This is a genomic window from Kribbella qitaiheensis, from assembly GCF_042657745.1.
GTDB lineage: Bacteria > Actinomycetota > Actinomycetes > Propionibacteriales > Kribbellaceae > Kribbella > Kribbella qitaiheensis.
This window is the reverse complement of record NZ_JBHSKE010000034.1, coordinates 88,578-101,631: the sequence shown is the minus strand read 5'-3', so window position 1 is coordinate 101,631 and position 13,054 is coordinate 88,578. Positions and strand designations below refer to the sequence as shown.

The 13,054-nt window shown below is 67.4% G+C and carries 14 protein-coding genes; 6 read left to right on the top strand and 8 right to left on the bottom strand.

The window, feature by feature from the left end; genetic code table 11:
• Position 1: 1 nt before the first annotated feature.
• The 3 genes from ACFPJ1_RS22990 to ACFPJ1_RS22980 form a co-directional block, all read right to left on the bottom strand.
• Entirely contained in the window at positions 2-2,386 is a 2,385-nt protein-coding gene (locus ACFPJ1_RS22990) for a VIT domain-containing protein (protein WP_380106873.1), read from the bottom strand.
• Positions 2,383-2,976 (bottom strand): helix-turn-helix domain-containing protein, encoded by a 594-nt coding sequence (locus ACFPJ1_RS22985; protein WP_380106871.1) that lies wholly within the window; start codon positions 2,974-2,976, stop codon positions 2,383-2,385. The genes ACFPJ1_RS22990 and ACFPJ1_RS22985 overlap by 4 nt, the downstream gene beginning before the upstream one ends.
• A gap of 80 nt (positions 2,977-3,056) precedes the next feature.
• Positions 3,057-3,452: a nuclear transport factor 2 family protein gene (locus tag ACFPJ1_RS22980; RefSeq protein WP_380106869.1), complete on the bottom strand. Its 396-nt coding sequence runs from the start codon at positions 3,450-3,452 to the stop codon at positions 3,057-3,059.
• Positions 3,453-3,664: 212 nt separating this feature from the next.
• On the opposite strand from ACFPJ1_RS22980, the gene ACFPJ1_RS22975 reads away from it, so the two are divergent.
• Positions 3,665-4,543 carry an alpha/beta fold hydrolase gene (locus ACFPJ1_RS22975; protein WP_380106867.1) on the top strand — a complete coding sequence of 293 codons (879 nt, stop codon included), beginning with the start codon at positions 3,665-3,667 and terminating at the stop codon, positions 4,541-4,543.
• A 46-nt stretch (positions 4,544-4,589) separates the two neighbouring features.
• Positions 4,590-4,814 (top strand): hypothetical protein, encoded by a 225-nt coding sequence (locus ACFPJ1_RS22970; RefSeq protein WP_380106865.1) that lies wholly within the window; start codon positions 4,590-4,592, stop codon positions 4,812-4,814.
• Positions 4,815-4,847: 33 nt separating this feature from the next.
• Here the strand turns inward: ACFPJ1_RS22970 and ACFPJ1_RS22965 are convergent, their stop codons facing one another.
• From ACFPJ1_RS22965 to ACFPJ1_RS22950, 4 genes are all read right to left on the bottom strand, one after another.
• A complete protein-coding gene (locus tag ACFPJ1_RS22965; RefSeq protein ID WP_380106862.1) occupies positions 4,848-5,510 on the bottom strand; it encodes a Rid family hydrolase in 663 nt (220 codons plus the stop codon).
• Complete coding sequence (locus tag ACFPJ1_RS22960) at positions 5,507-7,087, bottom strand: flavin monoamine oxidase family protein (protein ID WP_380106860.1); 1,581 nt, start codon at positions 7,085-7,087, stop codon at positions 5,507-5,509. Before ACFPJ1_RS22960 ends, ACFPJ1_RS22965 begins: the two co-directional genes overlap by 4 nt.
• Positions 7,088-7,242: 155 nt before the next feature.
• Positions 7,243-8,169 (bottom strand): zinc metalloprotease, encoded by a 927-nt coding sequence (locus tag ACFPJ1_RS22955; protein ID WP_380106858.1) that lies wholly within the window; start codon positions 8,167-8,169, stop codon positions 7,243-7,245.
• Between the two features lie 159 nt (positions 8,170-8,328).
• A complete protein-coding gene (locus ACFPJ1_RS22950; RefSeq protein ID WP_380106856.1) occupies positions 8,329-9,303 on the bottom strand; it encodes an iron-containing redox enzyme family protein in 975 nt (324 codons plus the stop codon).
• Between the two features lie 80 nt (positions 9,304-9,383).
• On the opposite strand from ACFPJ1_RS22950, the gene ACFPJ1_RS22945 reads away from it, so the two are divergent.
• Both ACFPJ1_RS22945 and ACFPJ1_RS22940 read left to right on the top strand, forming a co-directional pair.
• Entirely contained in the window at positions 9,384-9,605 is a 222-nt protein-coding gene (locus ACFPJ1_RS22945) for a CDGSH iron-sulfur domain-containing protein (protein WP_380106853.1), read from the top strand.
• Positions 9,606-9,838: 233 nt separating this feature from the next.
• Positions 9,839-10,543, top strand: a complete 705-nt coding sequence (locus ACFPJ1_RS22940) for a GAF and ANTAR domain-containing protein (RefSeq protein WP_380106852.1) — start codon at positions 9,839-9,841, stop codon at positions 10,541-10,543.
• A 6-nt stretch (positions 10,544-10,549) separates the two neighbouring features.
• On the opposite strand, the gene ACFPJ1_RS22935 is transcribed toward ACFPJ1_RS22940, so the two are convergent.
• Positions 10,550-10,867, bottom strand: coding sequence for a hypothetical protein (locus ACFPJ1_RS22935; RefSeq protein WP_380106850.1), 318 nt, complete (start codon positions 10,865-10,867; stop codon positions 10,550-10,552).
• Positions 10,868-11,183: 316 nt separating this feature from the next.
• Here ACFPJ1_RS22935 and ACFPJ1_RS22930 point away from each other — a divergent pair, with 316 nt between their 5' ends.
• Entirely contained in the window at positions 11,184-11,885 is a 702-nt protein-coding gene (locus ACFPJ1_RS22930; protein WP_380106848.1) for a hypothetical protein, read from the top strand.
• Positions 11,886-12,381: 496 nt separating this feature from the next.
• Positions 12,382-12,960 carry a hypothetical protein gene (locus tag ACFPJ1_RS22925; RefSeq protein WP_380106846.1) on the top strand — a complete coding sequence of 193 codons (579 nt, stop codon included), beginning with the start codon at positions 12,382-12,384 and terminating at the stop codon, positions 12,958-12,960.
• Positions 12,961-13,054: the final 94 nt, after the last annotated feature.

Here is a 13,054-nt window from a genome sequence, read left to right as displayed (position 1 = left end):
TTCAAGAGCGTTTCCAGAAGGCGCGCCGGGTCGGCGGGGTGCCGGCGAACTTGTCGAGGACGTCCAGGGCTCGCTGCCACAGGGCGTCGAGGTCGGCTCCGCGGGGTGGGTTCGGGCCTTCGCAGGTCGCCAGGGCGGTGGCGAGTTCGCGCAGCGGATCGGCCTGCGGTCCGACATATTGGATCACCGCGAAGATGCGGCTGGCCAGGTCGGACAGGATGGTCAACCGTTCCGGTGTCGTCGGTGTGCCGGCGTTCCGGAGCAGGTGCGCCTCGGCGGCAAGTTGCGTCCGTGCGTCGTGGTTGAGTTCTCCCCGCGAGGCCGCGATTCCGAGGTGGGCTCCGCCGGCCCGCTCCCTGCGTGCCCCGAGCGCGTGGCCCGCCCGCGGCGCGTACGACGGCGGTGCGGACGACAGCGGTGCGGACGACAGCGGTGCGGACGACAGCGACAAAGGCATCGCCGCGTCACCCGCCGGGCGATGGGCGGCGGACTGGAGGCCGGAGAACTGCTGGACGTCCCAGCCCGACGGCAGTTCGACGGGCTGGACCACGCGGTGCTGCGGACCACCTTCCGCGACGACCCGGGAGTCCACGGCCACGAGTGCGGTGAACCGGCACAGCACGTGGTGCCGCAACGACACCGCGACGATCCGGTGTTCCAGCGCCTGCGAGTCGGCGGCCCCGGCGGCGTACCGGTCCTCGAGGTCACGCAGATGGCCGCGTGCCCACACCGCGGCCAGCGCACCTTCCGCGCGGACCGCCGGCACCGTCACCTCCCACTTCTCGCCCGAGGCGGTGATGCCGTGCAGCCGAGCGACGACCTTCTCCGTCGAGCCGCGGAACCGCCCGCGCAGTACCAGCGGGACACCGGCGAAGGCGTCCGGCATCCGCGCCGGGCTGATGGAGTCGTCCAGCAACGTGAGCCCGTCGACCGACAGCGCGAGGTTCGTGAGCAACGGAGTACCGATCCGGCGGTGGATCCGGTCCAGTGCCTCGTCCAGGCGTTCCTCGCTCTCGACCAGTTCGCAGCGGCCGCCGCCGAGACCGGCCAGCCGGCCGAGGAAGCCCGCGTTCACGGCCCGGTCGATGCCCACCGTGTGGATCCGCAGGCCGCCCAGGGTCGCGCCCAGCTCCGACAGGATCTGGTCCTCGTTGCCGACCTGTCCGTCGGTCACCAGGACGAGAACGCGGTCCCGCTCGCCGTCGGTGCTCAGCAACGCGGCCGCCTCCCGGAGCGGCGCGAGCAGTTCGGTGCCGCCCCGGGCGGTCACTCCGGCCAGGTGCTCGACAGCGCGGAACCGATGCCGGTCGGTGCCGTCGGACAACCCTTCCGGCAGTCCTGTCGGCCGTTCGACGACATTGTCGAAGGTCAGCACGGCGAATCGGTCGGCAGCGGTCAACGTGTCCACGATCCGCGCGGCCGCCCGCCGGGCCGCGACCATCTTCCAGCCGCTCATGCTGCCGGAACGGTCCAGCACCAGTACGACGTCCCGTGGGCGCGGCACGGTGGCCTCGACCGGTGGCAGCACGGTCAGCTCGAACGTCCCCTCATCGTCCTTGTCCGGCTCGACGGTGAAGGTGGTGGCGGTCGCCTCGGCCTCGCCGTACGCCAGCCTCAGGATGAAGTCCCGGTCCACGCGCTCGCCCGGGTTGATCGCGACGCTGGTCATCCGGTCGCCGGTCTCCGTGCCGATCGCATGCAGGCTGGACCGGATGCCGTGCAATGGGAGCCCGGCCGGGTCCACGTCGGTCTGGATGCTCAACCGGACCGGATTGGGGAAGCCCGGCAACAGGATCGGCGGGGTGATCCGGGACGCGTCCGGTACCGCGTCGGTGTCCGGCACCACTCCGTCGCCGACGCTGCGTCCGGGCAGCAGTGCTCCGGGGATGTAGCGCGGCGCGACCACCAGCGGCAGCCGGTACGTCGCCTCGGCGTCCTCGTACGGGAGTGGGCCGACCAGGGTCAGCCGCACTGTCACCCGCTCGCCGGGCACGATGTTCCCGACCCGAAGGGTGAATACGTCCGGCCGCTCCTCCTCGGCGATCGACGCCCGCTGACCCGCCGCCAGCGCCGCGTCGTACGTCGCACGCGCCTCGGCACGCTCCTGCAGTTCGGCATCGACGGTTCGGTCGTCGGCTGTCATCCGCAGACCGGTCACCGCGGCTCGGTCGGGCAACGGGAAGATGTACGTCGCCTCCAGCGGGACGTCGTGCGGGTTGTGGAAGTCCTGGGTCAGCACGGTTCGGGCGACGAGACCGGTGATGGTGGCGTGGACGTCGATCCGCTCGAGCGGCAGGTTTCCTCGCTCGGTCTGCAGCGCGCCCAGGCCGCGGTCGTCGGCGTCGTCCCGCAGTTCAGCCGGGCCGACAGTGGGTAGAACGGTCATGTCTCGTCTCCTGACGGTCGGGGGAGCAGCCGCTGCCGGGCCAGCTCGGCGAGCAGCGGAGCGGCGGCAGCGGCCAGTCGTGCGGGGTCTGGCGTGGTGGTGTCGGCCGCTCGGTCGAGCACCACGGTGACGCCGTCGGCAAGCCGGATCGCGGTGACGAACTCGGCCGTCCCGGCTGGATCCGGGGTTGGCATCGGCCGATCGGTCCAGAATCGGGATCGGGACGGCTGGAGCGTTTCGGCGGTCGGTTGGGGCGTTTCGGCGGTGGGCCGGGGCGGGTCGGCGATGAGAGCGGCGATCGGCTGCAGGGACTCGTCGGTGGCGCCGGCCAGTTCGGCCTGGATCTGCGCCAGAGTGTGTCCCTGCGCCTGCCGCCGTTTGATCGCGACCAACTGCAGCAGGTGGCGGCGGCTGTAGAGAGCGGTGCGGCCGCGCATTTCGGCCGGCCGGTCGACCAGGCCGATCGTGGTGTACCAGCGGATCGCCCGCCGGTCCGGAACGGCGCGCACCCGGCCATTGACCTGCCCCGGGTAGTCGGCCAGCGCCGTCTCCACCCGTTCTGCCAACTCACCAAGCGTCCACAGTTCCATCTGCGGATCATGACACTGTCATATTGACACTGTCAACGATTATCCAGGCATGATCGGTGGACAGTCCTGCCACGGATCGTTCAGGGGCGGCGGAGGTAGTACTCGGTGAACTCACGGCAGCGTCCTTCGCCGTCGAAGCGCATGACGAAGCAGTTCTCGTAGGCTTTGACGACCGGCCCGCCAGGCACCTCGCGGTACTGCGAAACGCCGGTGGCCACCACGGCGTCACCGTCGACCGCGACCGGGGAGTACTTCGCCTCGTAGGTGCCGGGTGCGTCGCGGGTGGAGGCGTTGTCCGACTCGGTCTCCCCGAGCCACGACGCGACGACCGCGGCTCGACCGACGATCGGCTCGTCATACGGGTGGTAGCGGTACTGGACATCCTCGCTGAACAGTTCGCCGATGTCGCCCGGATCGTAGGAGAGCCACGCCTCGACGTACCGGTCGAGCCAGCCCTGAGCGGTCTTGTGGTCCATCGGCCCACCACCTCAATCCGCTCCCGACTCTCCCCCGCGAACGCAAGCACGGTCAACCGCCCGCGGGTTGCCGGTGAGGTGGGGCGAGTTGCATGAGGCTCTACACAGGCTTACCCATCAGGGTCTGGCTGAGATGGGCATTCCTTCCGATGCGCTCACGTCGTGGCGTCGCCTAGCGTCGAGGCCTGGACGTTCGGCGGGAGGCCATCGCCATGAGCAAACCTGAGGTAGAGAAGAGAGACGGCGACACGGCCCGGGACCAGTTGCTGGCGGCGACCCCGGTGACAGCGCGACGCCTGATGCTGGCCGGTGTCTCGACCGCGGTGCTGACCGGGGGTGATGGGCCGCCGATCGTCCTGCTGCATGGTCCAGGGGAGTTCGCCTTCACCTGGCTTCGGGTGGTTCCGGAGCTGGTGAAGACCAATCGAGTGATTGTTCCCGACCTGCCCGGCCACGGTGCTTCTCGGGTGGGCGACGCGCCACTCGACGTAGACCGTGTGCTCGCTTGGCTGGGAGAACTGATCGAGCAGACGTGCCCATCGCCTCCCGACCTGGCAGGTCACCTGCTCGGTGGTGCGATCGGTGCTCGATTCGCAATAGCTCATGGCGAGAAACTCCGTAGGCTTCTCCTGGTCGACACGTTCGGCCTGCGTCGACTCCGGCCGTCGCCGCTGTTCACGCTCACGTTGATCAACTTCCTCGCGAGGCCGACGGCCGGCAGCCGTGACCGGTTCTTCCGGCACTGCTTCGTCGACATGAACCGTTTGCGGGACCAGCTCGGTCCGCTCTGGCAGCCGCTCATGACCTACGCCCTCGAGGGTGCCACCTCACCCGACCAGAAGGCAGCGCTCCGAGGCATGATGCCCGGGCTTGCGTGGCACGCCGTACCGGAGGAGGAGCTGGCGAGGATCTCGGTACCCACAACCCTCATCTGGGGGCGCCATGACCGCCAGACTCCGTTGGACGTGGCCCAGCGGGCAAGCCTCCGCTACGGATGGCCCTTGCACGTCATCGAAGACGCCGCGGACGACCCCGCCTTCGAGCAACCCGAGGCCGTGCTGGCTGCCTTCTCCGTCGCCCGTGCTGCCTAGCGGCGTGCGGATGGCGGTTGGTGACCGACGCGCCTACGCTGCGGACATGAAAGGCATCGTGTTGCGTGTCCGGCTGATCAGCGGTGACCACCTGGATGTCACGTATGAGGAATCCGGCTCCTCGGATGATGACGAAGTGGTCGAGCATGCTGTTGCAGCGCTTGCTGACGACGCCGGCCTGCTCCGCTGCAGACATGGCGACCGGCTCATGGTGCTCTATGCGCGGGGAGTCTCCGCCGTGGAGGTTGCACCACGTGGGGCGGTTCTGTAACCGCCCCACGTGGTGTTCATGCCGCCGGAGTGGTCAGCGCTTGGGGTAGGCGGCGTCTACTTCTACCTCGACGAGCCAGCCGTTGACGGGGAGGTTCTCGATCTCGAGGGCGAAGCGGGACGGGCGGGATTTGTTGAGGTAGAAGGGCTTGGCGGGGGCCGCCGTGCCCAGGGGGACGGGGACGAACTTGCCGGTGGTGAGGTCGGTGTTGGCGAAGTACTGGCGGTAGGCGCGGTTCCAGCCGGCGAAGTCCGCGGTGGCGGCGCCTGCGGGGTTCTGCAGGAAGACACGCATCGTGTAGACGTCCTCGTACGAAAGGCCGGCCGCCTCGAGGTTCTCGCCGATGCGGCGCAACGCGTTGATGCCCTGCGCCTCCGTGATGGTGACGCCGGCCGGGAGAGTGCCGCCAGGGAAGACGACCGTGTCGATGTACGCCGCCTCGCTGCCGGCGGGTGCTCCTGTGTTCAGGGCGCTCGGGCCGAGGCCGCTGGTCTTGTAGATGGGCGTGTTCGCGCCGATGCCGACCCCGTTGGCGATCATCGGATTCGCCTGCCCAGCAGGAAGAGCCGGTACTACGGTGCCGGGCCGCGGGGGCTTCGGCCGGTCCCACCAGCCGGCGGCTGTGGTCGCTCCGGCGGCTCCGGTGGTGAACGAGAGGGCGACGACCGCTACACCGGCCAGGAGTTTCCGCTTCACCGGCTCATCACCCGGCTGTGCAGCGACGTGACGGTCGCCCGGGCGGAGACGATCGCGCCGTGCTGCCAGGCGATGGTGTGGCTGAGGTGGTCGCCGGCGAAGTAGACGTTGCCGGTGGGATCGAGCAGCTTGGCGTAGATGCCGTCCGTCTGCGAGGGCCAGCCGACCCACGAACCGCGCGAGTACTCCGTGTTGGCCCAGTCCACCGAGAACGAGGCCTTGATGTCCTTCGAGTACACGTCGCCGTGGATCTTGGTGCCCTGGGCAACGGCTCGTTCGAACCGGGCGGCCGGGCTGAGGGCGCCGTACGCGGTGGCGTTGGCGCCGGTGTTGTAGTAGCCGATCACGGTGCCGCGGTCGCCGTGGAAGCCGGTGGACGGGTACCAGGTGTTCACCAGGTCGAGGTTGCTGTTGGTGATGCCGCCGTAGATCCGGTGGTCGAGCTCCCACCAGCGGCGGGAGTACTCGATGCCGAGCTTGCCGGCGTTCGTCGGCCGGGCGTACTGCAGCGCGGCGATGATATCGGTGGGCAGGTTGGACGGGACCGTGGCGGCGATGTGCGGCGGCAGCGCGCAGATCGCGTAGTCGGCCTTGAGCTCCCGTGGCCGGGATCCCGTGCTGTAGACCACCTCGACACCGTCCGAGGTGTTGCGCAGCCCGAGCACCTTGGCGCCGTACACGAACTTCTCCCGGCCGATCGCCTTCTCGAACGCGTACGGGATCCGGTCCATCCCGCCGACCGGCTGGAACATCATCATCGCCTGGTCCCAGCCGAACTCGAACGAGAAGTAGTTGCCGACGCCGCTGGCGAACACGTCGCTGAGCGCGTACGGCGAGGCCGTGGTGCCGCCTTCGAGTCCGGCGCCGGGCTCGACCTGGTAGCCGCGGCGGCCGTCCGTGCCGGTGTAGGCGAAGCCATCGGTCTTGGTGCCGATGGCCCCGAAACTGCGCAGGAAGCCGATCACCGCGTCCTTGTCGGCGGAGGTCAGGAGGCTGTCGAGGGCACCCTGGTCCGTCGCCTTGGCGAGCAGCTCGGAAACGTAGCCGTAGACGTCGGCCTTGGCCGTACGATGCCGGATCGCCTTGCTGGAAAGGGATGTGGTGCCTTCGCGGTACAGGTACGCGTCGGCGTTCTGGTTCACGAACGGCTCGATCGCGACGCCGAGCTCGCGGCAGTAGTCGAGGGTGAGGTGGTGCTGCGGGATCCGGCCGGGGCCGGCGTTCATGTACTGGCCGGGCGAGAACTTCGCGCGCTGGGTGGTGCCCTTCAGGTCCGTCTCCTGGGTGCCGCCGCGGACTGTCCAGTTCCGGCCGCCCGGGCGCTGACGGGCCTCCAGCAGGGTCACCTTGTACCCGGCCTTGCCGAGCTCGTATGCCGAGGTCAGGCCGGCGATCCCGGCGCCGAGGATCACCACATGCTTCTTGCTGCGGCCGTTCAGGTCGTTGCGGGTCGGCGCGGCGAACGCGGGCGTCTCGGCCGCGGCGTTGAGCCCGAGCGCTCCCATCGTGGAATACAGCACACCGGCACCACCGGCGATACCGACCTGCTGCAGAAATTGCCGTCGGGTCTGGGCCATTTGCACTCCTCACTAGGCGGGTGGGGTAGCTGCCTAGAAAGGTAAGAACAAAGTGTTTCCTGGCTGTATCCGTGCGGTGAGGGATTGACACCGATCTGTAGAGGATTGTTTCCGGTTAACGAAGCTCCGCCGGCCGGGTGTCGGCGATGGTTGGCCTAGACCGCGCGGTACAGGAGCCAGGCGTCGCCCATGCGCTGGGCCTGGCCCGGGGTGAACTGGGTGTAGCAGGTGTCGTAGGAGTAGTCCATGTAGTTGTGGATCGGGTCGAGCCCGGGCTGGCGGCAGGTGTCCTTACCCTCCGGGCAGCCGTTGGTCGGCACCTTCTGGGCCGGGGTGTCGTCGACGAAGTCGCCCTTGGCGTTGCAGCCGCCGAAGAAGGTGTGTTCGAGGTTGAGCCAGTGACCCACCTCGTGGGTCGCGGTCTCGCCCTGGTCGTAGCGGCCCGCGTAGGTGGTCGACGCACCCAGGAGCGACTCCCAGTCGATGACGACGCCGTCGAGGAAGGCCCTGCCGGGTTTCGTCACGATGTCGGGCAGATAGGCCCAGCCGAGGTAGTCGCCGGCCGTGGTCGTGTAAAGGTTCAGCGCGTTCGGGCCGCCTTGGTGCAGCGCGCGCTTCATGCTGTTCTCGTTCACGCCGCCGGGGTTCGCGGCGAACCATGCTGCGTTGTCGGTGCGGGTGACGCCGGCCAGCGTGAAGCTGAAGCCGGTCCGCGCACCACCCTCGGCACCCGCGAAGGTCGCGTTGAGTACTGCGATCTGTGCCGCGATCTGGGTGGCCGTCAGGGAACCGGTGGCGCCGTCGGTGACGACGTGGAAGTAGACCGGCACGGTCGCGCTGAACTTCTTCGAGGCCTTGTTGACCGCGCTCGCCGGCAGGTCTTCGTGCACCTCGCCCAGGTCGGGTTCACGCTGACCACCGCGGCCGAGGAGCGTGGTACTCGTGGCATCGGTGTGGCCGCAGTCTTCGACCGGGGCGGCCGGCGGAGGGGGAGGGGAGGAAACCGCGGCGGGTGTGGCGCCCACGGTTATGACCAGCATCACTGCGACAGCGGCGGCTCGAACTGCCGTGATTCGCTTCATGTCCAGCCCCTTGGATCTGCAGTCGTCCCCAGGCAGTCCGACTCTAGGACGGTCGATGGCCGTCCACTAGGCATCAGCGCAGTTGCGCGGTCAGAGTTTTCGCGGCGGGGGCGATGTCTGCGTAGACGCCGGGGTAGCCGGGTTGAACGCGTAAGTGACTCAACTAGCGGCACGGCGCTGAGTCTCGGTCACGCCCCAGCTAGTGAGCAGTTGCTCGGCGAAGAGGTTGTCGAGAGTCAGCGAGCATTGAGCCCCGAAGAGGATGTCGGCAATGGCTCCCGGGTGGTCCAGGACGTAGTTGTCACACATGTCGTGCGCCGCGATCTGCTCGTGCACAGCGTCCGCCTCGACGTGCTCGGTGAAGTATTCGGCCTGGACCTCGGTGGCGCCGAGCCGCGCGGCGCCCGCGGCGTACCGGCGGTTGGGCAGGGTGGAGGTCATCTCGAGCGCCGCGAGGTGTCCCAGCAGAGCGCCGGTCCAGCGGCTGTGCAAGGCGAAGAGCGACATCACGTTCGAGATCGCCAGCGTCACGGCCGGTACTTCGGGGACGTAGCGGCCGTAGCTGTCGTCGAGCCCCAGCCAGCGCATCGTCGTACGGAACAGTTCGGCGTGCATCCGCGCGGGCCGCCCGCCGCCGTACTCGTCGGCCTGGATCTCCACCAGCGCCGCCTTCGTCGCGCCGTCCAGCCGGGGGATGCCGAAGCTGTGCGGGTCGGCCTCCTTCAACTGGTACACCGATCGGTTCCGGACGAACTCGCGGAACTGCCCGACGTCGGCATGCCGATGCAGGTACGCCGCCAGCGCGGGGCCGGTGTCGGCGTCGATCAACTGGCGCAGTTGCCGGGATGCCGGGGCGATAGTCACCGACGGGGTGCAGGTCGCGCGCAACCACTGGGTCCAGGGCTCTTCGAGCCGGGCGCGGAACTCCAGTACCTGCAGATCCCACTCCGCATCCGGAGGGGTGTCGTCGAAGCCGCGGTAGCTCAGCTCGTTGCAACACCACAGGGCGAGCTGGAGATCCTCGTCCGACCAGGGCTCGGCTGTGGCGATCGGGTGCGGCATGGGCTCGCGCCGGCCGGTGAGGTGGCTGATCAGCCAGGCGCTCAAGGGGCCTCGGGCCGGGGGTAAAAGCATCGTTACTGCTCCTTCGAGGGGTCGGGCCGTCCGGTACCCGGATCAAAACCAGCGATTCCCGGCTGGGTACCGGTCGGCCCATGACAGATCCGACGGTGATCCGGGCCTATCCGGATGGGCCGCTGCTGGTCCGCGGCGACTTCGAACTGCAGGACGAGAACGGCGAACAGCTCGACCCGCGGCGCGGCACGATCGCCCTGTGCCGCTGCGACCGGTCCGCACTGAAGCCCTTCTGTGACGGGAGTCACGCCCTGCTGAGGCGCGGCCGGGCAGCTCGCGCGACCTCGCGCGGCGAGGCGTGAATAGGACTGGCCGGTAGGGGCACCTGAGAGGCAGGAGGTTGTCGGCACTCGAGGGTCTGCAAGCTCCAGGCCCCGGCGTTGAGTTTCACAGCGCCGGGGTCGCCCCCTGTCCGGGGTCCTTTGCTGGACAGGACTTTCTTTCAGCCTCTGATGCACACTGGTGGCGGGTACCACGGTGGGGCCCAAGGCGTGCCGAGACCTGGGGGGATCGGCTTCTCCCGAGGAGCTGCGTTATGACGGAATCGAAGACTCTGCATCTTGAGGTCGCCGAGGTGATGTCCGAGGTGGCGGCGGCGCTGCAGTCGCCGATGGACCTCGACGAGACCCTGGAACTGATCACCCGCAGTGCCGCGGACACGATTCCCGGCATCATCGAGGCGAGCATCTCGATCACCACCAAGGACCGGGAGATCAAGACCCTCGCGCCGACCGGCCCGATAGTCACCCGCGCCGACCACCTGCAGTACGAGCTCGGCGAGGGGCCGTGCCTGGACGCGGCGCTGGACGACCCGATCGTCGCGGTGAACGACCTGGCGACCGACGAGCGCTGGCCGGACTTCGGCCCGAAGGCGGCGGCGCTCGGCTTCGGCTCGCAGGTCGCCTTCCAGTTCCGCGCCGAACCGCACGTCCGCGGCGCGCTGAACCTCTACGCGCTCGAACCGAACTCGATCGACCAGGACTCGGTCCAGTTGGGCAGCATGTTCGCCGGCCAGATCGCGGTCGCGATGGGCTGGGCGCGGCAGGATCAGACCATGACCGAGGCGCTCGCCACGCGCAACGTGATCGGCCAGGCCGTAGGCATCGTGATGGAGCGCTACAAGGTCGACTCCGACCGAGCCTTCGCCTTCCTCGTCCGCCTCTCCCAGACCCGCAACACCAAACTCCGCACGGTAGCCACAGCCCTCGTAGACCAGTGCAACACCAACGCCCAGCGCTGAGCTCGATCAGCCGGCGAGCTTGTGGGATGCCAGGTATTCGATCAAGGCTTCCCGCAGGACCTCGCTCGGCTTGCGATGGATGCTTTCGGCATAGGCGATGAGATCCGCGTCCAGTGCGCGAGGCAGTCGCACCTGGCGAACCGGTGACTTGTCGCCGGGGGACGCATCAGGGTCGATCGAAGGGCGGCCACCCTGGGAGCGCTCGACCAGTTCCCGCCCGAAGGCCGCGGCGTCAGCGCCCCGCCTCGCGGTGCCCGAACGGCGAGGCAGGTTCATGTCATGCTCGGCCCACTCGGCCGCCGCGTCGTAGTCCTTCTCCGTCATCTGTGCTTGTCGGCGCTTGGGGTCCAGGTAATCGCCACCCCAGGAAGGTACTACAAGACTGCTGGGCAGGAGGCGGAGATCGACGCACCATAGCTCTCCAACGGCGAGACCGCCTCGCCCGCCAGCGGCAAGTCGGTTGCGCTGAGATTGAGGCGCATGGATTCGTCCGCCCGGGGTAACCGATGGTGCGCCCGGTCTGTCGCTCCAGCACGACCAGCCAGGGAGCGAGCAAAGCTAAGCCCCGCGGTGCCTAACGCAACATCAAAGTTGGCCAGAGGGCAGTTAGCCGCGGGGCGATACCAGTACTGTACGCGGCGTGGATCCTTCTGTTCAAGCCAGCCTCAGCGCCGGCGACGTCGAGCGGTGGCTCAGCAAACCGCGAGCGGACCGGTACCTGGCACATTGCAGCGGAGATCTGGCCCAGGGACTGGAGCTCTACTTCTGGAACTCCCGTCTCGCCGCCGCGGCGTTCAGCGACACTTGCCATCTGGAGGTCGCTCTCCGGAACGCCTACGACCGTGAGCTGTCAGCGCGGTTTCCTGACTGGGCCATTGACTCCGGCAGCAGGCTGTTCACACGAACGCAAGGGCATCCGAACGCCGCGCGGAAGCAGGTGGAGATGAATCGCCGTAGTGAACAAGCACTGGCCGATGCGCGACGGGGGCTCGGCGCTAGCCCGACCCATGGAGAGGTGGTGGCCGCCACCACCTTCGGGTTCTGGACCAGACTGACAGAACGCGACCGCGCTTCGTTGTTTTGGAACCCCATGTTGTCGCGAGCCTTCGTTGACAGCCCAAGCCGGCCCCACATCCACGAACTGGTCTCGCGGATCAACAGGTTCCGCAATCGCTTGGCCCACAGCGAACCGGTGTTTTCGTCCCGCACAGGCCTGCATGACCGTCTGCATGACGTCGAGACGCTCTTAGGTCACATCTCTCCCAAGATCTCAGCTGTTGTCCGGGCGAGCTCGGAGGTACCGGCGATCATGGCCACTTGCCCCGTTCCGACGCTCGTCTAGTCCAGGTCACGCAGTAGGTCGGAGCGGTGGCACCCTCGCGCCCGGGTGTCATCAGCGGTGAGTTGGTGAACAGCGGAGCGGCCCGGAGCCAAACCGATGACCTCGCCCAACGCCGCCCGCGAGGTCAGAGGCGAGAATGGCGCTGGGCGGGTAGTGTCGAACTATGCTTGAAGAAGTACCGGTGGAGCCGGGCCCGTTGTCTGAGCGGCTGAAAGAGATCGCAATAGGTCTGCGAGTTGAAGGGCACCTATTCCACTCTCTCGGAGACCCGCTTCCTAATAGCCCTTTCGATGAAGCCAACGGTCTCTATGCATGGGAAAAACCCTCGGATTGGTGTCGCGAATATCTCTCGGCGGCTATCGAGAGTGCGCTCCTATGGGCAGACTTTCACGCTCCGCTCAACCTTGGTGGCGATGAACGTGTACTAATTAGGCCTCGCCCGGTTCAAGGGCTTGCGCGGTCTTGTCTCGAGTCTTCGTCTCAGGCGGTGTGGGTCATGACGGCCGACTCGGCATCAGAACTAGCGCTGCGTCATCTTCGACTCATGCACACGGATTTTCTGGAGCAGAAGCGAGCGTATAATCTGCAAGGCGAGCGCGGCGCTAATGCCGAGCGGCAACTGGCAACGTTCTTGGCCAGAGTGGTGCCGAGCTTCGAGGTTGCGCAGGTCAAGAAGAACGTGACGTATCTAAGTGTGATCCGCGGAGCGGCCGCCGAGATGGATGCAAATCCGGATGAGTTTGAATATCTATGGCGACGTGCAAGTGGTGCGACACACGGAAAACGATGGCCCGTGTTCGATATTAATGACGTGGAGCTGGGTGAGGAGTACGAACCTGGCCAGCATCGAGTCATGAGAACCCCGCGATTGCAGGCGCTCATCGAAATATTGGCAGCGGCTTATCAGACCATAAAGTTCGGAATTGCTGTCTTCGCCGCTAGAGGTGGCGCTGATCTGTTGGCTGGCCGACATGCAGCGATCCTGGCTGTGGCAAAGGAGATGCCCGTGGCGCCAGAGCGGGAACATGAACGTGAAGCGCTTGTAGAGCGACTTTCCGGAGCCGGTGACCGCTAGGGCCACCAGTGAATCTGCTCCAGGCAGGAGTCTGTCGACGGGTGATTATTTGGCCGGGCGCGAATCATATGTCGAAGCTGACGCAGGTGGCTGC